The organism is Streptococcus sp. BS35b, assembly GCF_000286475.1.
Lineage (GTDB): Bacteria > Bacillota > Bacilli > Lactobacillales > Streptococcaceae > Streptococcus > Streptococcus oralis_W.
Map to the genome: position 1 here is coordinate 28494 of NZ_ALKH01000004.1, position 24352 is coordinate 52845.

General features: G+C 41.8%; 24 protein-coding genes. 5 read left to right on the plus strand and 19 right to left on the minus strand.

What is annotated here, in order from left to right; translation table 11 throughout:
- Positions 1-84: 84 nt before the first annotated feature.
- Positions 85-1647 (minus strand): DEAD/DEAH box helicase, encoded by a 1563-nt coding sequence (locus HMPREF1149_RS05845; protein ID WP_000671083.1) that lies wholly within the window; start codon positions 1645-1647, stop codon positions 85-87.
- 348 nt (positions 1648-1995) lie between these two features.
- Here HMPREF1149_RS05845 and HMPREF1149_RS05850 point away from each other — a divergent pair, with 348 nt between their 5' ends.
- The 5 genes from HMPREF1149_RS05850 (at position 1996) to HMPREF1149_RS05870 (ending at position 8296) form a co-directional block, all read left to right on the plus strand.
- Positions 1996-3312, plus strand: a complete 1317-nt coding sequence (locus tag HMPREF1149_RS05850; protein WP_000958955.1) for an FAD-containing oxidoreductase — start codon at positions 1996-1998, stop codon at positions 3310-3312.
- 601 nt (positions 3313-3913) lie between these two features.
- The gene (locus tag HMPREF1149_RS05855) at positions 3914-4669 is read left to right on the plus strand and encodes a hypothetical protein (protein WP_001043932.1); all 756 of its coding nucleotides are present in this window, start codon (positions 3914-3916) and stop codon (positions 4667-4669) included.
- A 291-nt stretch (positions 4670-4960) separates the two neighbouring features.
- Positions 4961-6304, plus strand: coding sequence for a lipid II isoglutaminyl synthase subunit MurT (murT, locus tag HMPREF1149_RS05860; protein WP_000770030.1), 1344 nt, complete (start codon positions 4961-4963; stop codon positions 6302-6304).
- Entirely contained in the window at positions 6304-7086 is a 783-nt protein-coding gene (gene gatD / locus HMPREF1149_RS05865) for a lipid II isoglutaminyl synthase subunit GatD (protein ID WP_000263176.1), read from the plus strand. Before murT ends, gatD begins: the two co-directional genes overlap by 1 nt.
- Positions 7087-7213: 127 nt before the next feature.
- A complete protein-coding gene (locus tag HMPREF1149_RS05870) occupies positions 7214-8296 on the plus strand; it encodes a M24 family metallopeptidase (protein ID WP_000040943.1) in 1083 nt (360 codons plus the stop codon).
- 102 nt (positions 8297-8398) lie between these two features.
- Here the strand turns inward: HMPREF1149_RS05870 and HMPREF1149_RS05875 are convergent, their stop codons facing one another.
- The 18 genes from HMPREF1149_RS05875 to HMPREF1149_RS05960 all read right to left on the minus strand — a co-directional run bounded on the left by HMPREF1149_RS05875 (position 8399) and on the right by HMPREF1149_RS05960 (position 24300).
- Positions 8399-8860, minus strand: a complete 462-nt coding sequence (locus HMPREF1149_RS05875; RefSeq protein ID WP_000814957.1) for an ECF transporter S component — start codon at positions 8858-8860, stop codon at positions 8399-8401.
- Positions 8838-9611, minus strand: coding sequence for a bifunctional hydroxymethylpyrimidine kinase/phosphomethylpyrimidine kinase (locus HMPREF1149_RS05880; protein WP_000794751.1), 774 nt, complete (start codon positions 9609-9611; stop codon positions 8838-8840). Before HMPREF1149_RS05880 ends, HMPREF1149_RS05875 begins: the two co-directional genes overlap by 23 nt.
- Positions 9601-10350, minus strand: coding sequence for a tRNA pseudouridine(38-40) synthase TruA (gene truA / locus HMPREF1149_RS05885; protein ID WP_000199176.1), 750 nt, complete (start codon positions 10348-10350; stop codon positions 9601-9603). Before truA ends, HMPREF1149_RS05880 begins: the two co-directional genes overlap by 11 nt.
- Positions 10351-10449: 99 nt before the next feature.
- Positions 10450-11601 (minus strand): MFS transporter, encoded by a 1152-nt coding sequence (locus HMPREF1149_RS05890; RefSeq protein ID WP_000808703.1) that lies wholly within the window; start codon positions 11599-11601, stop codon positions 10450-10452.
- 112 nt (positions 11602-11713) lie between these two features.
- Positions 11714-12337, minus strand: coding sequence for a Pr6Pr family membrane protein (locus HMPREF1149_RS05895; RefSeq protein ID WP_000775197.1), 624 nt, complete (start codon positions 12335-12337; stop codon positions 11714-11716).
- A gap of 2 nt (positions 12338-12339) precedes the next feature.
- The gene (locus HMPREF1149_RS05900) at positions 12340-12678 is read right to left on the minus strand and encodes a zinc ribbon domain-containing protein YjdM (RefSeq protein WP_001061598.1); all 339 of its coding nucleotides are present in this window, start codon (positions 12676-12678) and stop codon (positions 12340-12342) included.
- A gap of 210 nt (positions 12679-12888) precedes the next feature.
- Entirely contained in the window at positions 12889-13407 is a 519-nt protein-coding gene (locus HMPREF1149_RS05905) for a Dps family protein (RefSeq protein WP_000229897.1), read from the minus strand.
- Positions 13408-13556: 149 nt separating this feature from the next.
- Positions 13557-15338: an ABC transporter ATP-binding protein gene (locus HMPREF1149_RS05910; protein WP_000857078.1), complete on the minus strand. Its 1782-nt coding sequence runs from the start codon at positions 15336-15338 to the stop codon at positions 13557-13559.
- Between the two features lie 8 nt (positions 15339-15346).
- Positions 15347-17083, minus strand: a complete 1737-nt coding sequence (locus HMPREF1149_RS05915; protein ID WP_000965829.1) for an ABC transporter ATP-binding protein — start codon at positions 17081-17083, stop codon at positions 15347-15349.
- Between the two features lie 179 nt (positions 17084-17262).
- Positions 17263-18021 (minus strand): triose-phosphate isomerase, encoded by a 759-nt coding sequence (gene tpiA / locus HMPREF1149_RS05920; protein WP_000087900.1) that lies wholly within the window; start codon positions 18019-18021, stop codon positions 17263-17265.
- Positions 18022-18117: 96 nt separating this feature from the next.
- Entirely contained in the window at positions 18118-18795 is a 678-nt protein-coding gene (locus HMPREF1149_RS05925; RefSeq protein WP_000220752.1) for a DnaD domain-containing protein, read from the minus strand.
- Positions 18796-18803: 8 nt separating this feature from the next.
- The gene (metA, locus tag HMPREF1149_RS05930; protein ID WP_001122748.1) at positions 18804-19748 is read right to left on the minus strand and encodes a homoserine O-acetyltransferase MetA; all 945 of its coding nucleotides are present in this window, start codon (positions 19746-19748) and stop codon (positions 18804-18806) included.
- Positions 19749-19934: 186 nt separating this feature from the next.
- The gene (locus tag HMPREF1149_RS05935) at positions 19935-20447 is read right to left on the minus strand and encodes an adenine phosphoribosyltransferase (protein ID WP_001049315.1); all 513 of its coding nucleotides are present in this window, start codon (positions 20445-20447) and stop codon (positions 19935-19937) included.
- Positions 20448-20622: 175 nt separating this feature from the next.
- A complete protein-coding gene (gene rplA / locus HMPREF1149_RS05940) occupies positions 20623-21312 on the minus strand; it encodes a 50S ribosomal protein L1 (RefSeq protein WP_001085676.1) in 690 nt (229 codons plus the stop codon).
- A 207-nt stretch (positions 21313-21519) separates the two neighbouring features.
- Entirely contained in the window at positions 21520-21945 is a 426-nt protein-coding gene (gene rplK, locus HMPREF1149_RS05945) for a 50S ribosomal protein L11 (protein ID WP_001085808.1), read from the minus strand.
- Between the two features lie 122 nt (positions 21946-22067).
- Complete coding sequence (ldcB, locus tag HMPREF1149_RS05950) at positions 22068-22784, minus strand: LD-carboxypeptidase LdcB/DacB (protein ID WP_000747745.1); 717 nt, start codon at positions 22782-22784, stop codon at positions 22068-22070.
- 15 nt (positions 22785-22799) lie between these two features.
- A complete protein-coding gene (locus HMPREF1149_RS05955) occupies positions 22800-23261 on the minus strand; it encodes an HIT family protein (protein ID WP_000335640.1) in 462 nt (153 codons plus the stop codon).
- Between the two features lies 1 nt (position 23262).
- Positions 23263-24300 carry a M42 family metallopeptidase gene (locus HMPREF1149_RS05960; RefSeq protein ID WP_001076929.1) on the minus strand — a complete coding sequence of 346 codons (1038 nt, stop codon included), beginning with the start codon at positions 24298-24300 and terminating at the stop codon, positions 23263-23265.
- Positions 24301-24352 lie beyond the last annotated feature (52 nt).

Consider the following 24352-nt stretch of genomic DNA (forward strand, 5'->3'; position numbering starts at 1 on the left):
TCACCTATCCTTTACTATCACCATCTTCTTTTACTATCGGTCTCCTTATATATAAAAGCGATTCACAGTGTGAATCGCTTTTTTCTATTTGTCTCCTTTGTTACGAATAACAAAGCCGGTCTTCTTTTCGCTTGAAGTGTTGCGAGGTTTTTTATTGTCTTTATTACGGTAACGTCTGTCTTTATCAAAACGATCGTTTCCACGACGGCCTTTCTTGAAGTCATCACGGCGACCACGATCTCGACGGTCGTCTCCACGACGGCCTCCTCGACCTCCCTTACCTTTGCCACCGAATCCATTACCTGATGGTTTAAATGGCAGTGGTTTTTCACGCGCAATCTCCACTTCTGGAAGGCTGTCTGGATCTTGGACTGTCAGACTCAAGATATACATAGCCAATTCTTCTGGACTAAATTCAGCGGCTAACTTACGAGCATCTTTAGCAAATTTCTCAAAGTTGCCACGAATGGCTTCGTCTGCGAAGTCACGTTCGATTTTCTTAAGCGCTACTTGTTTCTTAGCTTGGAAGGCTTCTTCTGCTGTCGCTGGTTTCAAGCCTTTCATTCGTTTCTTAGTCAAGTTTTCAATGATTTGAAGGTAACCCATTTCATTTGGTGCTACGAAAGTAATAGATTGACCTGACTTACCAGCACGACCTGTACGACCGATACGGTGAACATAGCTTTCAGGATCTTGTGGAATATCGTAGTTGTAGACATGGGTCACACCTGAAATATCCAAACCACGCGCTGCCACGTCTGTCGCAACTAGAACATCAAGATTCCCATTTTTAAAATCACGAAGGACACGAAGACGTTTGTTTTGGTCTAGGTCTCCATGAATTCCTTCTGCACGGAAGCCACGAATTTTAAGTCCACGAGTCAATTCATCTACACGGCGTTTGGTACGACCAAATACAATAGCAAGTTCTGGTTGTTCCACATCCATAAGACGTGTCATGGTATCAAATTTCTCTTGTTCCTTGACACGGATATAGTACTGATCCACCAGCTCTGTTGTCAATTCCTTGGCAGCAATCTTGACATGTTCAGGGTCCTTCATAAACTGAACACCAATACGTTTGATAGCATCTGGCATGGTTGCTGAAAAGAGCAAGGTTTGACGATTTTCAGGGACACGAGAAATGATGGCTTCGATGTCTTCAAGGAAGCCCATATTGAGCATTTCATCCGCTTCGTCAAGGATAAGCGTTTCAATATCTTGTAATTTCAAGGCCTTGCGTTTAATCAAGTCCAAGAGACGGCCTGGTGTTCCTACCACGATGTGGGCACCAGATTTAAGGGCTTTAATCTGTTTCTCAATACTTGAACCACCGTAAACTGAACGAACTTTCACTCCCTTGCTACGACCAAAGCGGAACAATTCCTCTTGGCTTTGAACAGCGAGTTCACGAGTTGGAGCGATGACCAAGGCTTGAATAGTTGATTCTTCTGTACGGATTTTTTCAAGGGTTGGCAAGCCAAAGGCTGCAGTTTTTCCTGTACCAGTCTGAGCTTGACCAATGACATCCTTGCCTTCAAGAGCCAATGGAATAGTCTGTTCTTGGATAGGACTGGCTTCTACAAATCCAGCTTTTTCAATCTCTGCTAGCAATTCAGCAGACAAATTAAATTCATTAAATTTCACGTTATTCTTCTTTCTAAAGGTGGTGCGAAGCCACCCTATAGGGCTTTAGTTTATACTTTTCTTTTCATGACGTATCTTCTACAAAAAGAGATACCGTGTTGCTTCTTTTCCACGAAAGAAAAGTACTGGTTTCTTTGCAACCTATCTAGTATAACACAAGACCAAAGCAAAAGATAGTAGAATCCTTTAGGAAAACTATGTAAACGATTTTCTAGCTGTAAAGTAGCCTGAAACTTGTTTATCAAAGGATTTGAAGGGACCATTTCAAACGTACTTCATTTCCCGTAGCAGATTTGTGCAAAAAGTGTTTTCTTGTGCTAGAATGAAAATCGAATAGGAGGACTATAAATGTTAACATATGATTTAATTGTTATTGGATTTGGTAAAGCTGGTAAAACACTAGCTGGTAAATTGGCTTCAGCTGGTAAAAAAGTTGCCCTCGTTGAACGTAGCAAAGCTATGTACGGTGGAACTTGTATCAACATCGGATGTATCCCAACTAAAACCTTGCTAGTCGCTGCTGAGAAGGACTTGTCTTTTGAAGAAGTCATTGCTACCAAAAATACTATCACTAGTCGCCTCAACGGTAAAAACTATGCTACTGTTGCGGGAACAGGTGTGGATATCTTTGATGCGGAAGCTCACTTCCTTTCAAACAAGGTCATCGAAATCCAAGCTGGTGATGAAAAACAAGAACTGACTGCTGAAACTATCGTTATCAACACTGGTGCTGTTTCAAACGTCTTGCCAATCTCTGGACTTGCTACAAGCAAAAACGTCTTTGACTCAACAGGTATCCAAAACTTGGACAAATTGCCTGAAAAACTTGGTGTCCTTGGTGGCGGAAATATCGGTCTTGAATTTGCAGGACTCTACAATAAACTTGGTAGCAAGGTTACAGTCCTAGATGCCTTGGATACTTTCCTACCTCGAGCAGAACCTTCCATTGCAGCTCTTGCTAAACAATACATGGAAGAAGACGGCATTGAATTGCTTCAAAACATCCGCACTACTGAAATCAAAAACGACGGTGACCAAGTCCTTGTCGTAACTGAAAACGAAACTTACCGTTTCGACGCCCTTCTCTACGCAACTGGACGTAAACCAAACGTAGAACCACTTCAACTTGAAAATACAGATATTGAACTAACTGAGCGTGGTGCTATTAAAGTAGACAAACACTGTCAAACAAACGTTCCTGGTGTCTTTGCAGTTGGAGACGTCAACGGTGGACCTCAATTTACCTACATTTCACTTGATGACTTCCGTGTTGTCTACAGCTATCTTGCTGGAGATGGCAGCTACACTCTTGAAGACCGTCTCAATGTACCAAACACCATGTTCATCACACCTGCACTTTCACAAGTTGGTTTGACAGAAAGCCAAGCAGCTGATTTGAAACTTCCATACGCTGTGAAGGAAATTCCTGTTGCAGCAATGCCTCGTGGTCACGTAAATGGCGACCTTCGCGGAGCCTTCAAAGCTGTTGTCAATACTGAAACAAAAGAAATTCTCGGAGCAAGCATCTTCTCAGAAGGCTCTCAAGAAATCATCAACATCATCACTGTTGCGATGGACAACAAGATCCCTTACACTTACTTCACAAAACAAATCTTCACTCACCCAACCTTGGCTGAGAACTTGAATGACTTGTTTGCGATTTAAGTTGAGACTTCTTGGTATCTCACAGCCCTCATCGGGCTGTTTTTGTTTCTGCGAAATCTCAAATCTGTCTTTTCCCTCTTTTATGATATAATATCCCAACTTTATTTAGTAGTCCTAATTATATATTGAGTCTCAGGTCGCTCTTTCAAATATCAGCAATACATATGACTTTAAATAACTTGCTTCAACTCATCGTTTTATGAGTAATTTAAAAAGATATTTTGCAATGATTGTTTCGTGCCTAATTAGGTAAATTAGGCACTCTTCGCGCGGTCATATGTGTATTTTCATCGTTTGTGGAAAGGTTTTACCGTTTGCAAATTGATGGCTAAGTCGATATATTTTTTCTTCTCAAATATTTTCCAAATCATTTAATCTTTTTGAAGATAAGAACCGCTTTCTAATCAATCAAAGGATACTTCAAATTTCTTCGTTCTTGATAATATGAGCAATACTCCGCAAAATGTTTAAACTTTATCATTGTAAAAAATATCGAAAGAAATCCCATATTACATTAGTATATATTTGGTATGGGATGAAATTGACTTTCGAAAATATTAACTATATAATGTCTGTAAACAAGAAACAATGAGGTAACGATATGAATAAAACAGAATTACTATTACAAAGACTAAATGATATTGGTCAGTCTCTAAAAGATTCTAGACAAGCACTAGCTTTGCTGGCACTTGGTTCTTGCGGATCAGAAAGAGAACGATTGGATCAGTACTCCGATTTGGATTTCTTTGTTATTGTAAAAGATGGCTACAAGCAGGCCTATATCCAGGACCTAACCTGGTTAAGTAAGCTAGAACCAATTGCATTTCACTACCAAAATACAGTGGACGGACATAAAGTTCTATTTGAAGATGATGTTTTTTGTGAATTTGCTATCTTTGAAGCTCACGAACTAGTAAACATTCCCTTCGCTGAAGGCAAAATTATCTGGAAGGAGGTCGGTTTTGATGGAACAATCTGCCAGCCACAAAGATTGCCATCAAAAGAAAATAGAGATCGTGAATGGCTGTTGGGAGAAATTTTATGCAACCTATATATAGGACTAGGTCGCTATCAACGAGGGGAAAAATTGGCTGCTTATGATTTCATCCAAAACAGATCTGTCAAGCTTTGGACTGAACTAATCAATTTGGAAAAAACTTCTAAATCTGATTTTATAGATATTTTTAACAGCAACAGACGATTTGAAAAAGGTTATCCAAATGAAGCCAAACAATTACCCTACTTTTTGCAAGGTTACGAACGAATTTCTGAATCTGCTCAGGCACTCCTAGAATATCTTGATAAACACTATCCTCTTAACGCATTTATAAAAGAAAAAATTCGTAATTTATTATAAAAGAGACTTTCCAAAAAATAATCTAAATCCCAAAAGTTAGGTATCTTTGTCAACTATAATGGATTAATAAAATTTTAAAACCTGTAGAAGGTAATCAATGTCCTCTCCTTTCTTATGTTCAGAGTAAGAAAGATTTATTTCTTAAAGTTGCCAAAGTTATCAAAAACAAAGATATTGTATTTGATTGGTTTAATCAGAACCTAAAAAGCACCTCTAAGGTTACTTCTTTAGTTGATCTTAGAGGTTACTTTAGTTATTGGACTGCTGGGTGCAGTATGATATAATAGAAACATGAAATTAAAAACTACTTTGGGCCTTCTTGCTGGGCGTTCTTCTCACTTCGTTTTAAGCCGTCTTGGCCGTGGAAGTACGCTCCCAGGAAAACTTGCCCTTCAATTTGATAAAGATATTTTACAAAATCTAGCTAAGAACTACGAGATTGTCGTGGTCACTGGAACCAACGGGAAAACCCTGACAACTGCCCTCACTGTCGGCATTTTAAAAGAAGTTTATGGTCAGGTTCTGACCAATCCTAGTGGCGCCAACATGATTACGGGGATTACGACAACCTTCTTGACGGCCAAATCCTCTAAAACTGGAAAAAACATTGCCGTCCTCGAAATTGATGAGGCCAGCCTATCTCGTATCTGTGACTACATCCATCCTAGCCTTTTTGTCATCACTAACATTTTCCGTGACCAGATGGACCGCTACGGTGAGATTTACACAACTTATAAGATGATTTTGGATGCCATTCGTAAGGTGCCTACGGCTACTGTTCTTCTAAACGGTGACAGTCCGCTTTTCTACAAGCCAGCTATTCCAAATCCTGTTCAATATTTTGGTTTTGATTTGGAAAAAGGTCCAGCAAAGCTAGCTCACTATAATACCGAAGGGATTCTCTGCCCCGACTGTCAAGGCATCCTAAAATATAAACTCAATACTTATGCCAACTTGGGTGCCTATATCTGTGAAAATTGTGGTTGCAAACGTCCTGATCTCGACTATCGTTTGACAGAACTGGTTGAGTTGACCAACAATCGTTCTCGCTTTATCATCGACGGCCAAGAATACGGCATCCAAATCGGTGGACTCTACAACATCTACAACGCTCTCGCTGCGGTTGCTATTGCCCGTTTCCTCGGTGCAGATTCTCAACGGATCAAGCAAGGATTTGATAAGAGCCGTGCTGTCTTTGGACGCCAGGAAACCTTCCATATCGGTGACAAAGAATGTACTCTTGTCTTGATTAAAAATCCTGTTGGTGCGACCCAAGCTATCGAAATGATCAAGTTAGCTCCTTATCCATTTAGCCTTTCTGTCCTGCTTAATGCCAACTATGCTGATGGGATTGATACCAGCTGGATTTGGGATGCTGACTTTGAACAAATCACTGATATGGGCATTCCTGAAATCAACGCTGGCGGTGTTCGTCATTCTGAAATCGCACGCCGTCTTCGAGTGACTGGCTACCCAGCTGATAAAATCACTGAAACAAGTAGTCTGGAACAAGTTCTCAAGACTATTGAGAACCAAGACTGCAAGCATGCCTATATCCTAGCAACCTATACTGCTATGCTAGAATTCCGCGAACTGCTGGCTAGTCGTCAGATTGTTAGAAAGGAGATGAACTAATGGTTTATACTTCACTTTCCTCAAAAGCTGGCAACTACCCTTATCAACTCAACATTGCCCACCTCTATGGAAACCTCATGAATACCTACGGGGACAATGGAAACATCCTCATGCTCAAGTATGTGGCTGAAAAACTGGGGGCACATGTGACGGTTGACATCGTTTCTCTTCATGATGATTTTGATGAAAACCGCTATGATATCGCCTTTTTCGGCGGCGGTCAAGACTTTGAACAAAGCATCATCGCAGGCGACCTGCCTGCTAAAAAAGAGAGTATTGACAACTACATCCAAAACGACGGAGTAGTTCTAGCCATCTGCGGTGGTTTTCAACTTTTGGGGCAATATTATATTGAAGCTTCAGGCAAACGTATCGAAGGGCTCGGTGTCATGGGCCACTACACCCTCAACCAGACCAATAATCGCTTTATCGGTGACATCAAAATTCACAATGAAGACTTCGATGAAACCTACTATGGCTTTGAAAATCACCAAGGTCGAACCTTCCTCTCAGATGACCAAAAACCACTGGGACTGGTTGTCTATGGAAATGGAAATAACGAAGAAAAAATCGGCGAAGGGGTTCATTATAAGAATGTCTTTGGTTCCTACTTCCACGGACCTATCCTCTCTCGTAATGCCAATCTAGCTTATCGCCTAGTCACTACTGCCCTCAAGAAAAAATACGGTCAGGATATCCAACTCCCTGCCTATGAGGACATCCTCAGTCAAGAAATTGCTGAAGAATACAGCGACGTGAAAAGCAAGGCTGACTTTTCTTAAACCAAAGAAAGCCAGATCAAAGAACTCCGCTATCATATCGGAGTTCTTTTTGCCTGTTCTTTTACCCTTCTCTCTTGCATTTTCTCTCTTTTTTTGCCAAAATAGAGGGGTAGAAAGAAGGTAGCATATGTCTAAATTACAACAAATCGTAACATATCTTGAATCAGAAAAACTAGACGTCGCTGTCGTATCTGACCCCGTCACTATTAATTACCTCACTGGCTTTTACAGTGATCCCCATGAACGCCAAATGTTCCTTTTTGTCCTAGCGGACCGGAAACCTCTCCTCTTTGTCCCAGCCCTTGAAGTGGAGCGTGCAACCAGCACCGTTTCATTCCCAGTTGTGGGCTATGTGGATTCTGAAAATCCATGGCAAAAAATCAAAAATGCCTTACCACAGCACGATTTCAAACGTGTCGCTGTTGAGTTTGACAATCTCATCTTGACCAAATACCATGGTTTGAAAACTGTCTTTGAAACTGCTGAGTTTGAAAACCTCACTCCTCGCATCCAACGCATGCGCCTCATCAAATCAGCCGATGAAGTACAAAAAATGATGGTTGCAGGTCTCTATGCTGATAAAGCTGTAAAAGTTGGTTTTGACAATATCTCTCTTGATAAAACAGAGACAGATATTATCGCACAAATCGACTTCGCCTTAAAACGTGAAGGCTATGAAATGAGTTTTGATACCATGGTCTTGACTGGTGATAATGCTGCAAATCCACACGGAATTCCTGGTGCAAACAAGGTCGAAAAAGATGCCCTTCTCCTCTTTGACCTGGGTGTTATGGTCAATGGCTACGCATCAGATATGACTCGTACAGTCGCTGTCGGCAAACCAGACCAATTCAAGAAAGATATTTACAACTTGACCCTTGAAGCCCAACAAGCTGCCCTTGACTTTATCAAACCTGGTGTGACAGCTCATGAAGTGGATCGCGCTGCCCGTGAAGTCATTGAAAAAGCTGGTTATGGTGAGTACTTCAACCACCGTCTCGGTCACGGTATCGGTATGGATGTCCACGAATTCCCTTCTATCATGGAAGGAAACGACATGGTCATCGAAGAAGGCATGTGCTTCTCTGTTGAACCAGGTATCTATATCCCTGGTAAAGTCGGCGTTCGTATCGAAGACTGTGGTGTTGTTACCAAGGATGGCTTTGACCTCTTTACAAGCACCAGCAAAGATTTGCTTTATTTTGATTAATATTCTTCGAAAATCTTCCCACAATAAAACGCATAATATCAAGGCTTTTCAACACCTGATATTATGCGTTTTTCTGATTTTTAAAACTTTTCTCCAGCCACTTTACTTAATTTTCTTAATACTCTGACTAAGCACAAACCCTACAACCATACCCACGATATTTTGCAGGAAGTTTGGTAGGATTTCTGGTAGGGCTGCCGCCCAGCCATTCATCAAAGTTGAACCCAAGGCATAGCCCCCTACCATGACAATCGTTGCCAAGATAAGTCCTAACCACTGAGATCTCCCTTTAAATCCTGCGAAAAATCCCTGCAAGCCATGGTTGATCAAGCTAAAGAACATCCACTGAGGGTAGCCTGATAAGAGGTCAATCAAGAAACCTGCTAGACCTCCAACGACAGCCCCCTCTTTACTACCAAAGTAGAAGGCTGCAAAGAAGATACCCGCATCTAAGAGAGTTAGAATACCTGTTGGTGTCGGGATTTTTAAGAAATAACCTAGAACCACAGAAAGGGCGGTTAATAGAGATAAAAGAGCGATTTTAGTTGTTTTGGTTTGCTTCATATTGTCTTACTCCATATTGATCTGCTTGTGCAATAGCACGGTAAACGAAAGCTTTCGAGCTCTCCACTGCTGGTAAAAGTTCAGCACCTTTAACCAAGTGACTGGCAATGCTTGAGGCAAAGGTACATCCTGCACCAGCATTTTGGCCTTGAATGACTGGGTTTTCTAGAACAGTGAAAGTTTGTCCATCATAAAAGACATCCACTGCCTTGTCCTGACTGAGGCGATTGCCTCCCTTGATAATGACTGCTGGCGCTCCTAAATCATGCAATTTCTGCGCTGCAGCTTTCATGTCTTCCAATGTTTTAATTTCCTGACCAGCCAATAATTCTGCTTCAGGAAGATTTGGCGTAATCACACTGACATGAGGGAAAAAGCGAATCAACTCTTGACAGAGTTCACTAACAGCTACATCGTGCGTTTCCTTGCAGACCAAAACGGGGTCCAATACCACAGGCACTCCTGGACGTTGCTTGATAAAGTCCAAGGCCTTCTCAGCCACACTGACAGTAGGAAGAAGACCAATCTTAATCCCTGCAAACTCGACATCACGCAAGCTATCCAATTCATGTTGAAAAATGGCATCGTCAGTTGGAAAGACTTCAAACCCCTTCTCTGTCAAGGCTGTCAAACAAGTCACTGCTACAAAGCCATGCAAGCCGTTTAAGGTATAGGTGGCAAGATCAGCTGATAAACCACCACCACTAAAAATATCATTCCCAGAAAGGGCTAAAATACGATTATTCTTCATAACGAATCTCCTTTAAATACAAGCCATTCGGTGCAGCCGTTGGACCTGCTAGCTGCCTGTCCTTCTTCTCTAAGATGAGGTCAATCTGTTCAACTGGCAGCCGATTATTTCCGATTTTGAGCAACGTCCCCACCATATTGCGAATCTGCTTATACAAGAAACCATTTCCTGAAAAGCTAAAGGTCAAAAACTGCCCTGTCTCATCAACACTAAGACTGGCTTCTGTAATGGTCCGAACCTTGTCCTCCACACTGGTTCCAGATGCTGTAAAACCGGTGAAATCATGGGTTCCCTCTAGCTTTTTGATTGCCATCTGCATCCGCTCCACGTCGAGCGGATAGGGAAAGTGAGTAGCATAGTGACGGCGCATGGGATTTTTAGGACGCCCCCTATCTACGATAAATTCATAAGTCTTGCTATGCTTGGCGTAACGACAGTGAAAATCATCTGCCACGATCTCAATCGAAATCACATCGATATCTTCAGGAGACTGAGTATCCAGAGCAAAACGGAGTTTTTCCTCATCCATCTGATAGGGTAGGTCAAAATGAATAACCTGACCAAGAGCATGAACCCCACTATCCGTCCTACCAGCACCGTGAACAGTGATGGCTTGCCCCTTATTGAGTCTCGTCAACGTTTTTTCGATTTCCTCTTGAACGCTCCGCGCATGAGGCTGGCGCTGAAAACCGGCAAAGGCAAAACCATCATAAGAAATAGTTGCTTTATATCTTGTCATAACTTCTATTTTATCAGGAAATAAAAGTGTAAACAAGTTTAAAAACCAATAATTGTCTGGGTACAAAATTCCCGAAAAGAAAAACTTAGGAAACCAATCCTAAGCTCTTTTTTGAAGTGCGTACATAACAAAGATAGAAGTGACAATCAACCAATATCCTAAAATGGTGAAGACTAACATACCGTTTTGAGTCACCAAGCCAATCGCCCCAAGAATGAAAGGTGTCGTAAAGGCTCCAAAGCTACATCCTAACACTGCAAAAGATGTTGCCTGATTAAGGAGCTTGGCTGGGATTCTTTCAGAAAGAAGCTGAAAGACAGTGGTCAAGGCCACACTGTAAGAAAAACCTGCCACGATACTTCCAACTACCATCACACCCAATGACGGAGACAAGGCAATCACAATCTGCCCCAATCCAAAGGTGATACCTGACCAAAGGAGCAACCTTTCTTTAAACAGAGAGATAAAGAAAGAAAAACTCACACCTGCCAAGATACCAATCAACTGCATGATACTTAAAACCAAACTCGATAACTGGGCATCCCCTAGATCTCTTTCCACCATCAGACTAGGAATACGAATGGTGATAGCTGTATTGGTGCAGACAACAACTGCTGCTTCGACAGCCAAGAGAAAAATCAAGCCCTTCATCTGTCCTGTCAAACGAGTCGTTTCGGCCTCTTTTTTCTTGGTTTCTTTCTTTTCCTTCCCATAAGGGACAAAGAGCAGGTAAAGGATCAATACTAAAAATCCCGCACTGTAGGCCAAGAAGGTCACTGTCCATCCCAAGGATAAGAGTTGACCTACCACTAGAGTCAAAATCGACGCTCCGACAACTTCTGCTGATCCGCGAAGACCCAACATCTGGATCCGTGTCTTTCCATGATAGCGTTCGCTGATGATAGAAATGGCCTTGGCATTGATCATCCCAACACCCAAGCCAAATAAAATCCGCATCGCAAAGACAAAGTTGTACTCCTGATACCAGAAAGGGGCTGTTCCACCGATAGAAAGGATGAGAAGTCCTAGACTAATCTGAAGTCGCTCAGGAAACAACCGCTCCAAAACCCCATTTAAAACCAGCATAATCATGATCCCAAAAGAAGGGAGACTGACCAGGAGCTCGATTTGTTCTTTGGGGTAGCCTTGATAGTAGTCAAACATGGCTGGCAGAGCACTTGAGATGGAAAAGGAGGTAATCAAAACGAGGGAGAGAGCCAAAATACTAGCCCGTTCTAAAAATTGTTTCATGAATTTTCTTTCTGTATATTTCTCACTGTTGATCCTTTTAAAAGGAAGGTGGCAAGAAAAGAAGGAGCCCGATTGAACTAAAGACTCCGTCCTAACTTTCCTAATAGGAAGACTATTTTCGCTTGATTTGCTTAATCAAATAGAAGATGAAGCCTGCAACCATATAGGCAACAAAAATGATCAAACACCATTTGATGACCACGTCCCAACCCTTGTTCACATTTAAAAAGAAATATGGGAAGGGATTGTCCTTGGAATTCGGAATATTGAGTTTTAAGACCAGGCCGTTAAACAAGGCAAAAATCATATAAACCAAGGGCAAGATGGTCCACAAGACTGGATCCCAGATCTTGTATTGACCCCGTTTATCGAAGAAGAGGGTATCGGCTAAAAACCAGAGTGGAACGATATAGTGGCAAAGGAAATTTTCCACACGGTAAAAGTCTGTCGCGATCGGAGCAAGCATAAAATGGTAAATCACACAGGTAATCATGATACTCATGGTAACGCCACCCTTGAGACGAAGCAAGGTCGGACTTTGCCAATTTTCACCTGAACGGCTCATCACACGGAGCAGATAGCCCGTGAAAATCGTTACCAAAAGATTGGACAACACTGTGTAGTAAAGGAGCATACCAAAGCCACCGTGCTTGGTAATCTCCAAATAAACTCCTGTAAATGCCGCTAAGAACAAGAACACACGACTATAAAAGATAAATTTGTAGTTCAGTTTCATGGCTAGATTTTCTTAACAAATTCTGACTTGAGTTTCATAGCTCCAAAACCATCAATCTTACAGTCGATGTTGTGGTCACCTTCTACGATACGGATATTTTTAACGCGAGTTCCTTGTTTCAAATCCTTTGGCGCACCTTTTACTTTCAAGTCCTTGATAAGGGTCACAGTATCGCCGTCAGCCAACTTATTTCCGTTGGCATCGATAGCGACAACACCTTCTTCTACTTCTGCAACTTCTGCAGGGTTCCATTCATAGGCACACTCTGGGCAGACCAAGAGATTTCCATCTTCGTAGACATATTCTGAATTACATTTTGGGCAATTTGGTAAATTGTTCATGGGGTCTCCTTATAACATTTCACTATTCTTTGAAAATCAAAATTTCTCGAACAGCAACTATTATACCGTAAAATCCCACTTTTGACAATGTGTCCTAAGTCCAGCAGACAAAAAAGTCATGCAACTTTTTACAGTTACATGACTTTTAAAAGATGATTGGTCATGGGCACTTATCAAGCACCTCATGATAAAAGGGGTAGCAACTATATCTTACAAACCAGGAGCTTGTCCAAGTTCTGCTGCAATCATCCAAACTGTTTTCTCAAGTTCAGCCTTAGCACCAACAAAGATATCGTTTGTAACATCATCGCCTTCTTCGTCAGTCACATCCAAAGCCTTTTGGAAAAGAGTGATGAGGTAGCGATAAATAGCTAGAACACGTTCCAAGCTTTCTTCAACGTTACGGAATTCTCCTTCTTCTTCTTCGATTTCACTGTGTTGAAGGAATTCTGTCAATGTTGAGTAAGGTTTGCCGCCAAGGGTGATCAAACGTTCGCTGATTTCGTCAAGATAGCCATCAAGACTGTCCATGTATTCATCCATTTTTGGATGCCATACGAGGAAACCACGACCACGCATATACCAGTGAACTTGGTGAAGGGCAATGTGAGCCACATACAAGTCTGCTACTACTTGGTTCAATACTTCTTTTGTTTTTGCTAATGCTACTGGCGCTGTTTTAGATAATGTTGTAACGTCTTTTACTGCTTCTTTTTTCAATTCAACCATATTTCTTACCTCTTTCCTTTTTTTGTAACCATCCTATTAATGGTTACAGTATAAGTATACTACTACCATAAAACGATAGCAAGAAAAGTGTACTATCTTAGAAAAATTGTAATAGACTGATAATTTAAGAATAATCTGGACAGTTTTGATTAGCCGACTTGCTCGGATTTACTTGAAAATTGACTTTGATATAGGTCATAATAAAAACCTTTTGCTTGGAGCAAGCTTTCATGATTTCCCTGTTCAATAATCTGTCCATCCTTAAGAACGAGAATCTTGTCCGCTTCTTGAATGGTAGAGAGACGGTGGGCGATGACAAAGCTGGTTCTTCCCTTCATCAAGCGTTTCATAGCTTTTTGAATCAAGAGTTCCAAACGGGTGTCAACAGAGGAAGTCGCTTCATCCAGAATAAGAATTTTAGGATTGGCTAGGAGAGCACGCGCGATGGTCAAGAGTTGTTTTTGCCCGAGGGAAATATTACTTGACTCTTGGTTCATCTCCATGTTGTAACCACCAGGAAGAGTTCGGATAAAGTGGTCTACATTTGCTGCTTTGGCAGCTTCTATTATTTCCTCGTCACTGGCGTCAAGATTTCCAAAACGTAGGTTTTCTTTGATCGTACCTTCATAAAGCCAAGCATCCTGCAAGACCATTCCAAACTGACGGCGATAGTCTTGGCGTGACAACTGGCGAATATCCTGCCCATCAACCAAGATTGCGCCTGCTGTGACATCGTAAAAGCGCATAAGCAGATTGATTAAGGTCGTCTTACCAGCTCCAGTAGGACCAACAATCGCCACCATCTCTCCCGGTTGAACTTCCAGATTAAAGTCTCGAATCAATGGTTTGTTTTCAACATACTGGAAGTCAACATGTTGGAAGGTCACCTGACCTGTTAAGGGTTCAAGGATTTCGAGTTCTTCTCCCTTGACTTCCTCTGTCTCATCCAAAATGTCGAAGATACGGTCTAACGAAGACTTGGCGCTTTGCATTTGACCCGCAAGTTGGGTGATGTTTTGGATAGGCTGGCTGACCTGCCAAACGTACTGAACAAAGGCCTGCATATTCCCCACTGTCAAACGGCCCGCGATAACCTGTAAACCACCGAGAACTGCAACGATCAGATAGGTCAAGTCCGATACAGCATGAAGAGCTGGCATCATGAGCCCAGAGATAAAGCTGGCTTTAAAACCAACACGTTGGAGGTCGTCTGTAATCTTAGAAAATTCTTTATGAGAAGTTTCCTCACGACCGTAGAGTTTCAAGACATTAAAACCTGTGAGATTTTCCTGCACATAGCCATTCATCCGTCCTAAAATAGCCGCCTGCTCTTTAAAATAAGGCTGAGAATGTTTCAGGATGCTTCTGGCACCGAAATAGGTCACTGGGATGGATAGAATCACTACTATAGCCAGTTGAAAGTTCAAGTATAAAACCATTCCCATGACGAGAACAATCGTCAAAACGGCATTGACAATTTGGAGAAAAGACTGTTGAAGAGCATTAGACACTGTCTCAACGTCACTGGTAAAGCGCCCCAACAAATCGCCAAATTGGTGTTTGTCAAAGAAAGACACTGGGATACGATTGATTTTCTCGGTCATTTCATTTCGCAGATCCTGAGTCATAGACTGGACCGCATTGGTCATGAAATAGTTGGAATAATAAGAACCAAGTTCATACAAGAGACCTCTAAAGAGGTAAATGATTAAAACAGTTCCGATGTAGCCAGTATTGATACGAGCGCCTGCAAGACCATTAGCCATATCTAAGAGATTCTTTGTCAACTCCGTAATGGCTAGCCCCAATACAAAAGGCTCCAAGACACTCATGACTACGCTTAAAACTTTTAGAAAGACTGCAAAAAAGACAGAAAAACGGTAGGCTTTCAAATAGCTCCACAAACGAGCCAAACTAGATTGTGTTTTCATATTTCCTCCTATTCCTCTGTTAGAGATGCATTTTTCAACTGCGACTCAGCAATCTCACGATAGATATCATTGGTTTCCATTAATTCCTCATGGCGACCGCGACCCACGATCTCTCCCTTATCCAGAACGATGATCTGGTCAGCATCCATGATGGTTCCGACACGTTGAGCGACAATTAAAACCGTTGCATTCTGTGTTACTTCCTTGAGACGACGGCGTAAAATGGCATCCGTACGATAATCCAAGGCTGAGAAGGAATCGTCAAAAATATAGATATCAGGATTCTTTATGACCGCTCTTGCAATTGAGAGACGTTGTTTCTGTCCCCCAGAAAGATTGCTTCCACCTTCAGCTAGATGGGTCGCAAAGCTTTCTTCTCGGCTTTCGATAAAATCTTTGGCTTGCGCCACATCCGCTGCCTGATGTAAATCTTTGTGACTAGCATCTTCCTTCCCATAGCGGATATTTTCAGCGATAGTTCCTGTAAAAAGCAAGGCCTTCTGCGGAATAAAACCAATCTTTTGACGGAGAGACTTGAGGCGGTAATCCCTCACATCAACACCATCAACCTTGATTTTTCCAAGTGTGACATCGTAAAAACGAGGAATCAATTGCACAAGAGAGGACTTGCCCGATCCGGTCGATCCGATAAAGGCAATGGTTTCACCTGGTTTAGCACTGAAAGAAATATTGTGCAAAACAGGATTTTCCGTCTCACCAGGATAGGCAAAGGTGACATTTTCAAATTCCAAATAGCCGTGGGTTGCTGTCTCTCTGACACCTCCTTCATTTGGATCAATAGAAATCGGCATATCCATGACTTCTTTCAACCGTTCACTCGAAACGGCTGTACGAGGATACATGGTGAAGAGATTGGATAGGAAAAGGAAGGACAAGAGAGCGTGGAAACTATATTCGATAAAGGCAACCAGGTCCCCAATTTGTAAGTTCCCTTGTTTGATAGGATCCAGAGCAAACCAGACAATAGCTACTATCATAGCAATGATAATCTGAACAAACAAAGGTTCCGTCAAACCGGTTAGTTTAAACAGACGATTGGAATTGGCTGCATAGACTGCATTTTGTCCTGCAAAGCGTTCCTCTTGAAACTCCTCACGGGCAAAGGCACGAATGACACGGAGTCCCATCAGATTTTCCCTGGCATATTGGTTTATCTTATCTAAGGTAGCCTGCTGTTTCTCTGATAATGGTCGAGTCTTGACCGCTACATAAATGACCACCACAGCCAAGAAAGGTACTGCAAAGGCCACTATCCAGGCTAATGACGGACTGGTTAGGAAGATCATTAAGATACTAGACAGCATCATCATGGGAGTGATGACACCCAGTTTTAAGGTCTGTTCTGCAAATTGCATGAGAACAAAGGCATCACTGGTAATACGAGTAACCAGTGAAGACACTCCAATCTTTTCATATTCATGATGAGAATACTCTTGTAATTTGGCATAGAGATCATCTCTCATATCCTTGACCATATTGGTCGTCAGCTTACTAGCAGCATAAGCCAAGACTATACGCCCCAAGGTTCCACATAGGATAATCACCAGCATAATTGCAGCCCAAACATACAATTGCTGTTCATTTCCTTTATTCACACCTTCATCAATCATCCGAGCCAGAACAGTTGGCAGTCCAAGATTGACGACAACAAAGAAAACCGCTCCAAAGAAATCCAAGAATAACCACTTGGGGTATTTTTTCAAATAAGACCAAATATAGAGCATAACTCCCCCTTTCATAACTTTTTGATATAGAAAAGAGCGCGCATCTGCACGCCTTTCTTTCCCTAAGGAACTTTCCTAGTCTAGAAAAATCCCTCTTTCACAAGAATGCTCCAAGTAAAAATAAGACAGGCAGTCAAAGTCACTTAGTACTTTTAACTGTCTGTCTGGAATGAGCTAGATTATTTTACAAAATCAAGCAATGCCAAGAAGCTTTCAGCTTCAAGTGACGCACCACCAACAAGGGCACCGTCAACGTCTGGGCAAGCCATGTATGAAGCAACGTTTTCAGGTTTAACAGAACCACCGTATTGAACACGAACTTTGTCAGCAACTTCTTGACCGAAGTCTGCAGCTACAACGTCACGAACAACTTTACACATTTTTTGTGCATCGTCTTGTGAAGCTGATTTACCAGTACCGATAGCCCAGATTGGCTCATAAGCGATAACGGTTGAAGCAACTTGTTCAGCAGTCAATCCAGCCAATGCAGCAGATACTTGAGCACCTACGAATTCAGCAGCTTTACCAGCTTCGTAAGTTTCAAGTGACTCACCACAACAGATGATTGGAAGCATACCGTTTGCAAAGATTGCTTTTGCTTTTTTGTTGATATCTTCGTCAGTTTCATGGAAGTAGTCACGACGTTCTGAGTGACCGATCACGACGTAGTCTGTACCGATTTCTTTCAAAACTTGTGGGCTAGTTTCACCAGTGAACGCACCTGCATTTTCAAAGTAGCAGTTTTGAGCAGCAACTTTAAGGTTTGAACCTTTAGCAGCAGCAAGAACAGCTGTCAAATCAACTGCAGGAGCTGCGATACCTGCTTCAACAAGGTCTGATGAAGGAAGTTTTGATGCAACGGCTTCAACGAATGCTTTTGCTTCTTCTGGATTTTTGTTCATTTTCCAGTTACCAGCGATAAATGGTTTACGTGACATTTCATATACCTCTTTTTTCATTTTATTCACTATTATTCTATCATATTTATAAGGAGCTTGCAAACCTTACTCTAATTTTCAAGATTTTTCAAGCGACTAATCTTGCCACAAATTCATGGCATCGAGGAAATCAGCCGAAGCCTGAACTTGTTTGGGATTGTTTGCTTCTCGCTCTGCTCGTTTGGCCTCCACCTGGGCCACAGACTGAATGCCTTCATGGCACCAGTTTCGTAGGATTGCCTGAATGTACTTCCAGTTTGGTTTGCCATTAAAAACCGCCTCTCGGAGAGCTTCCTTGATCAAATCCGCCTTGATTCCATCTTCTTTGACAGTCTTAAAAAGATCTTCGATTTCAAATGGTGTTAATAAGCGTCCCAATTCCTGCTGAAAAGTTTCAACCAGATCCTTCAATTGATTTTTGGGGGTTGGGGCAGTTGTAGCTGGAGTTTGGGTATCCAACAAGCTATCTAAGCGTTCAAAAGCCAGACTAGCATCAAAAATGAGCTCAATTTCCCCATTTAGTTCAATGGTCCGATATTGTAGCAAACCATTTTCAGTCAAATTTGAAATAGATTGGTTGACATCTGCCACCTCTTTCCCAATGATTTCAGCTATTTGGCTAGGCGAAACATCTCCTAGGGCTGTGGTATTTTGTAAATAGAAAAATTGCCAGACGAGAAAATCTTCGCTGGAAGGAAAGAGTTCCTTAAAATGCAAGAGCAGGGCACTTGGCAAAACCAAGTTCCCTGTTTTAAAAGCGTCAAAATATGTCATAATTCCTCTTATAAATATCCAAATGCAGCCGCATCATCCTCTACCTTTCTCCAGTCAAAAGGGGTTTCTTGATAAACTGCATAGTTTACCCAATTGCTGAAAAAGAGGGCAGCTGATGAAGACCAACAGAGACAGGGCGTCTCATTTACATCATCATTTTTAAAGTAGTTCTCTGGGATATGAGGGTCGAGTCCCGCCTCATAATCACGAAAATACTCTCTTGCTAAAGTGTCACGATCGTACTCCAAATGACCAAAACTATAAATCTCACGCAGATCTCGACTAGCTAGGATGGAAACCCCAACCTCAGGACCTTCTGACAGAATCTCCAGATTGGTCTTGTTTAAGATTTCTTCCTTTAAAATCTCAGTATGACGAGAATGAGGAGCTACATAGCGATCATCAAAACCTCTAAAAAGAAGGTGCCCCTCTTTTAAGGTATCCTGTGGGTAAATACCTGATAGTTTCCGATCCATCTGGTGCTTTTCAACGCCATAGCGAACATAAAGACCTGCTTGTGCACCCCAACAGATATGGAGGGTTGAAAAAACATGCGTCTTGGACCATTCGATGACCTGCTTGAATTCCTCCCAGTAATCTACCTCCCCAAAAGGCAAATGCTCCACTGGTGCTCCTGTGATAATCATTCCATCAAAGAAGTCTTCCTTGACCTCTGGAAAGGTCTTATAGAAAGTTTCCATATGTTCGGCACGGGTTGTCTTGGAATGATGCGTTTCCATATATAAGAAATCAATATCTAATTGCAACGGTGTATTAGCCAAATGCCGCAAGAGTTGCGTTTCTGTCACCATCTTTTGAGGCATGAGATTTAAAATCAAAATCCTCAAGGGGCGAATATCCTGATGAGCAGCTCGTTGGTCGTCCATAACAAAGATATTTTCTGTCCTTAAAATCTCCACAGCTGGTAATTTTTTATCAAGTCGAATCGGCATAATACCCTCCTAACAGTTCTCTATTTCGGGAATGATCTTGTCTGTTTGAAAGTAAAAACCTCCAAATACTTCTTCCCTATATTATACTGTATGAAGATATAGTTTTCAATTATAGTTTTTCTCTAACTAGCTATAGTTAATTTATATAGCATATGAAGAGAAAACAGCCCCAGGGACTGTTTTTTATCAATAATGCATAAGTACCTTGTAATCGTAATCTCCGATTTTTTCACGGCCCTTAAGCTCATCCAACTCAATCAAGAAAGCACAGCCTGCTACAATTCCACCAAGTCTTTCAATCATCTCAATTGTTGCCTTGACAGTTCCACCTGTTGCCAAGAGATCATCTACGATGAGAACGCGTTGGCCTGGCTTGATTGCATCAGCATGCATGGTCAAGGTATCGATACCGTACTCTTTCTCATAGTCAGCAGAAATCACTTCACGTGGCAATTTCCCTGGTTTACGAACAGGTGCAAAGCCAATTCCCAACTCGAAAGCAACTGGGCATCCGACAATAAATCCACGGGCCTCTGGGCCCACAATCATGTCAATTTTTTTGTCTGTTGCATACTGAACAATTTCACGAACAGCATAGCTATAAGCATTTCCATCTGCCATCAAAGGGCTGATATCACGGAAGGTAATGCCTTCCTTAGGATAATTTTCAATCGTTGCGATATAATCTTTTAAATTCATCTTTTTCTTTCTTTCAAAGTTTTTTACTCTCTATTATACCATATTTTCTGTGAAAGAAGAAGAGGAAAAGCACTATTGCTACAAACCTGATCAATGAACTGATTTTTCTAAAAGGTCATACTCATCAAAAAAACGAGCACTTTCGTACTCGTCTTCTCTTTTATAAACTACTAATTTAAAGTGAGTTTACGTCAACTTTGATACCAACACCTTGAGTAGTTGTGATTGTCAAGTTTGTTACGTAAGTTCCTTTAGCTGTAGCTGGTTTTGATTTTTGGATTGTTTCGTTGAAAGCTTTGAAGTTTTCAACCAATTTTTCAGCTTCAAATGATACTTTACCGATGATTGCTTGAACGTTACCTGCACGGTCAGCACGGTAAGTGATTTTACCACCTTTAGACTCTTCAACTGCTTTAGCAACATCCATTGTTACAGTACCAGTTTTAGGGTTTGGCATCAAGTTACGTGGTCCAAGGACACGTCCAAGACGTCCAACAAGAGCCATCATGTCAGGTGTAGCGATAACTACGTCAAAGTCCAACCAACCGTCGTTGATTTTCGCAACAAGGTCATCTTCACCAACAAAGTCTGCACCAGCAGCTTTTGCTTCTTCAGCTTTTGCACCACGTGCGAAAACAAGAACGCGTGAAGTTTTACCAGTTCCGTTTGGCAATACCATTGCTCCACGGATTTGTTGGTCAGCTTTTTTAACGTCGATGTTCAAGTTGTAAGCAACTTCTACAGTTGCGTCAAATTTTGCAAAGTTAGTTTCTTTTGCAAGTGCTACAGCTTCTTCTACACTGTATGCTTTTGTGCTGTCGATTTTCTCAAGAGCAGCACGAAGTTGTTTGCTTTTTTTAGCCATTTTCTATTCTCCTTGTAAGTGGTTCAATCGATTTTCATCTCCCACGTCACTCCTCGAAATGATGAAGTCTTGCGGGTTTTCAGTCTATTATTTTCCTTTTCCTACTTCGTTCAGTTCCTTTACTGTACCTAAGTACAAGCCTCAGTCACTTGCCTAGTATGAAAAGCAACTAATAGACTGCTGTGAGATTTTCTACTGTGTTATTGATTAGTCAACAACAGTGAATCCCATAGAACGAGCAGTACCTTCGATCATACGCATTGCAGACTCAATGTTTGCTGCGTTCAAATCTGGCATTTTAGTTTCTGCAATTTCTTGTACTTGTGCACGAGTAACTGTAGCAACTTTAGTTTTGTTAGGTGTACCTGATCCTTTTTCAACACCTGCAGCTTTTTTCAAAAGAACAGCAGCTGGTGGTGTTTTTGTAACGAAAGTAAATGATTTGTCTTCGTATACTGAGATAACAACTGGAATAATCATACCAGCTTGGTCAGCTGTACGAGCGTTGAACTCTTTTGTGAATCCCATGATGTTGATACCAGCTTGACCAAGAGCAGGTCCAACTGGTGGAGCTGGTGTAGCTTTACCAGCAGGGATTTGCAATTTTACAAGTTTTTCGACTTTTTTAGCCATTTTTAAATCCTCCTTTGTGGTTTTGGCGGTAATTAGAGATTTTTACCTCCCACAAGTATGCTTTACACATACCCACCTATTATACACTATTTATCTAAAAATGCAAGAGAAAAATTTCTTTTTTAATCGACGTAATCGCCGCCTTCAAAGCCATAGTATTCTTCCAAACTGAGACCACTTGCAGCAATTTCTTTGGCTTCTTTTCCAACGTAACGAAGATGCCATTCTTCTGCCATATAGCCAGTCTCTTTTTCCTTGCCTTTGAGATAGCGAACAACAAAGCCATAGTCAGCTGCATGATCCAAGAGCCACTGAGCCGCCTTCTCCTCTGTCACCAATTCTCCATTAGTCCCGATCAAATCAAAAGCAAGACCTGTCTGGTGTTCACTGTATCCAGGGCGAGCTGAGTAGCGATCTGCTGCTTCCTTACCGTCTTGATTCACATAGTCTTGATAAAGTTTGGTTTGAGTTTCATAACTTCTAAAACCACTGTAATGATCGCTGATTGGGTAGCCAGCTGCTTGCATTGCTGCAATGAGTTTGACCAACTCTGCTTTAGCTGTTGGATTTTCTCCTGGATTATAGTCTTTTGACAAAGGATAGTGCTTATTAGCTACGACGATTTCATCGTATTTCCCTTGTATACTATAGTGGTCTCCCTTATTGACAACTTCTGCCTTCTTCTGACTAGAGGCTTGGGATTTGCTTCCTACAGTCCCTTCAGATTGGCTAGTCTGTTCCGTTTTTTGAGTATTTTCTTCATTTTTAGGTTGTTCTTGAGAACATGCTGCTAGGGTTACTGCTAGCAAACCGGATAAAACGATATATCTTTTTTTCATTTTTTGCTTCCTCTCTTAGACCACGTGCTTCTCTAATTCATCGGATAAGGATTTAATCATTTGTTCCAACTCATAGGATTTCACTTGGCAATCTTCTGCCGCCATTTCTTCCCAGGGCACCCACCAGACTGGACCACGGCCATGAAGCCCATGCCCCTTCATATCACCTGATCGTCTTGGAAAGAGGTGCCAGTGAACGTGGGCATCTCCATTTCCTAGAAGTTCGATGTTCATCTTTTCAGCTTTAAACGCTTTGGCAACTGCTTCTTGGACCAAACTCATTTCCTCTAGAAAACGAAGTTTTTTAGAAGTCTCCATCTGATGGAGTTCTGTGACATGCTCCTTTGCTAGAAATAAGGTATAGCCCTTAAAGTATTGGTGGTCTCCAATAACAACATAGCCTGTTTCTAGTTCTTTTACAAAGTAGGGATTCTTCCCTGCCTTGATCCATTCAATTCTTTGACAAATCAAGCACATATCAGTCTACCAATGCACCCTTGAGATAAGCATCGACCATACGCTCAGTCGCTACGACCGAATCAATGTGTGTTCGTTCGTAAGAGTGACTGGATTCGATACCAGCTCCAAGGAGGGCGTGTTTGACCTCTGCTCCTGCAGACATGGCCGCTGAAGCATCAGAACCATAAAATGGATAGATATCGAGCTTAAATGGAATATCTTGCTCCTTCGCCAAAGCTACCAAGTGTTGACGAAAGTCATAGTGATAGGGGCCTGAAGCATCTTTGACACAGATAGACACTGTGTACTCATCCGTCTGCTGGTCATCGCCCATAGCTCCCATATCTACAGCTAGATATTCTACTACCTGAGCTGGAATATTGGAGTTGGCACCATGGCCCACCTCTTCGAAGACTGAAAAGGCAAAATGTGTCGTCATTGGCAAGTCAATTCCTTCTTCTTTATAAACTCGAAGGAGATTGAGTAAAATCGCTGCGCTGACTTTGTCATCCAAGTGACGTGACTTGATAAAACCAGTCTCTGTCACAACTGTCCGTGGATCAAAACTGATAAAGTCGCCAACCTCGATGCCCAAGGCGCGGGTTTCTTTTTCATTGGTTACTTTTGCATCCAAACGTACTTCCATATTGTCCTGCGTACGTTCTGCAGTTCCTGCATCCTTGTAGACATGGCAAGAAGTTTGATGGATGAGGATGGTTCCAGATACCTTTTGACCAGTGCTAGCCACATGAACGATACAGTTTTCTCCTTCAATCATATTCCAAGGAAAACCACCAATACGATCCAATTTGAGACGGCCATCTGGTTTGACTGCACGAACAATAGCACCCAGCGTATCCACATGGGCAGTCACATAGCGTTGTTGCTCATCGTTTTGACCTTTAATGGTCACATTGACACCACCCTTGGCTGTACGGACTGGCTGGTAGCCAAGCTCTTCTAAAGTATGGACCAAGTAGTCTGAAATCTCACGAGTAAATCCCGTCGGAGATGCAATAGCGGTTAGTTCTTTGATATAGTTTATAGTCTGATTCATTTCTTCACCTCTTTCCTACCATTATAACATTTTTCTAGTCAGACTCCTTCTC

Bases quoted from the DNA above. Each gene is read 5' to 3' on its own strand.
- HMPREF1149_RS05850 (WP_000958955.1), top strand. From the start codon at position 1,996: ATGTTAACATATGATTTAATTGTTATTGGATTTGGTAAAGCTGGTAAA.
- HMPREF1149_RS05855 (WP_001043932.1), top strand. From the start codon at position 3,914: ATGAATAAAACAGAATTACTATTACAAAGACTAAATGATATTGGTCAG.
- murT (WP_000770030.1), top strand. From the start codon at position 4,961: ATGAAATTAAAAACTACTTTGGGCCTTCTTGCTGGGCGTTCTTCTCAC.
- gatD (WP_000263176.1), top strand. From the start codon at position 6,304: ATGGTTTATACTTCACTTTCCTCAAAAGCTGGCAACTACCCTTATCAA.
- HMPREF1149_RS05870 (WP_000040943.1), top strand. From the start codon at position 7,214: ATGTCTAAATTACAACAAATCGTAACATATCTTGAATCAGAAAAACTA.
- HMPREF1149_RS05875 (WP_000814957.1), bottom strand. From the start codon at position 8,860: ATGAAGCAAACCAAAACAACTAAAATCGCTCTTTTATCTCTATTAACC.
- HMPREF1149_RS05880 (WP_000794751.1), bottom strand. From the start codon at position 9,611: ATGAAGAATAATCGTATTTTAGCCCTTTCTGGGAATGATATTTTTAGT.
- truA (WP_000199176.1), bottom strand. From the start codon at position 10,350: ATGACAAGATATAAAGCAACTATTTCTTATGATGGTTTTGCCTTTGCC.
- HMPREF1149_RS05890 (WP_000808703.1), bottom strand. From the start codon at position 11,601: ATGAAACAATTTTTAGAACGGGCTAGTATTTTGGCTCTCTCCCTCGTT.
- HMPREF1149_RS05895 (WP_000775197.1), bottom strand. From the start codon at position 12,337: ATGAAACTGAACTACAAATTTATCTTTTATAGTCGTGTGTTCTTGTTC.
- HMPREF1149_RS05900 (WP_001061598.1), bottom strand. From the start codon at position 12,678: ATGAACAATTTACCAAATTGCCCAAAATGTAATTCAGAATATGTCTAC.
- HMPREF1149_RS05905 (WP_000229897.1), bottom strand. From the start codon at position 13,407: ATGGTTGAATTGAAAAAAGAAGCAGTAAAAGACGTTACAACATTATCT.
- HMPREF1149_RS05910 (WP_000857078.1), bottom strand. From the start codon at position 15,338: ATGAAAACACAATCTAGTTTGGCTCGTTTGTGGAGCTATTTGAAAGCC.
- HMPREF1149_RS05915 (WP_000965829.1), bottom strand. From the start codon at position 17,083: ATGCTCTATATTTGGTCTTATTTGAAAAAATACCCCAAGTGGTTATTC.
- tpiA (WP_000087900.1), bottom strand. From the start codon at position 18,021: ATGTCACGTAAACCATTTATCGCTGGTAACTGGAAAATGAACAAAAAT.
- HMPREF1149_RS05925 (WP_000220752.1), bottom strand. From the start codon at position 18,795: ATGACATATTTTGACGCTTTTAAAACAGGGAACTTGGTTTTGCCAAGT.
- metA (WP_001122748.1), bottom strand. From the start codon at position 19,748: ATGCCGATTCGACTTGATAAAAAATTACCAGCTGTGGAGATTTTAAGG.
- HMPREF1149_RS05935 (WP_001049315.1), bottom strand. From the start codon at position 20,447: ATGAATTTAAAAGATTATATCGCAACGATTGAAAATTATCCTAAGGAA.
- rplA (WP_001085676.1), bottom strand. From the start codon at position 21,312: ATGGCTAAAAAAAGCAAACAACTTCGTGCTGCTCTTGAGAAAATCGAC.
- rplK (WP_001085808.1), bottom strand. From the start codon at position 21,945: ATGGCTAAAAAAGTCGAAAAACTTGTAAAATTGCAAATCCCTGCTGGT.
- ldcB (WP_000747745.1), bottom strand. From the start codon at position 22,784: ATGAAAAAAAGATATATCGTTTTATCCGGTTTGCTAGCAGTAACCCTA.
- HMPREF1149_RS05955 (WP_000335640.1), bottom strand. From the start codon at position 23,261: ATGTGCTTGATTTGTCAAAGAATTGAATGGATCAAGGCAGGGAAGAAT.
- HMPREF1149_RS05960 (WP_001076929.1), bottom strand. From the start codon at position 24,300: ATGAATCAGACTATAAACTATATCAAAGAACTAACCGCTATTGCATCT.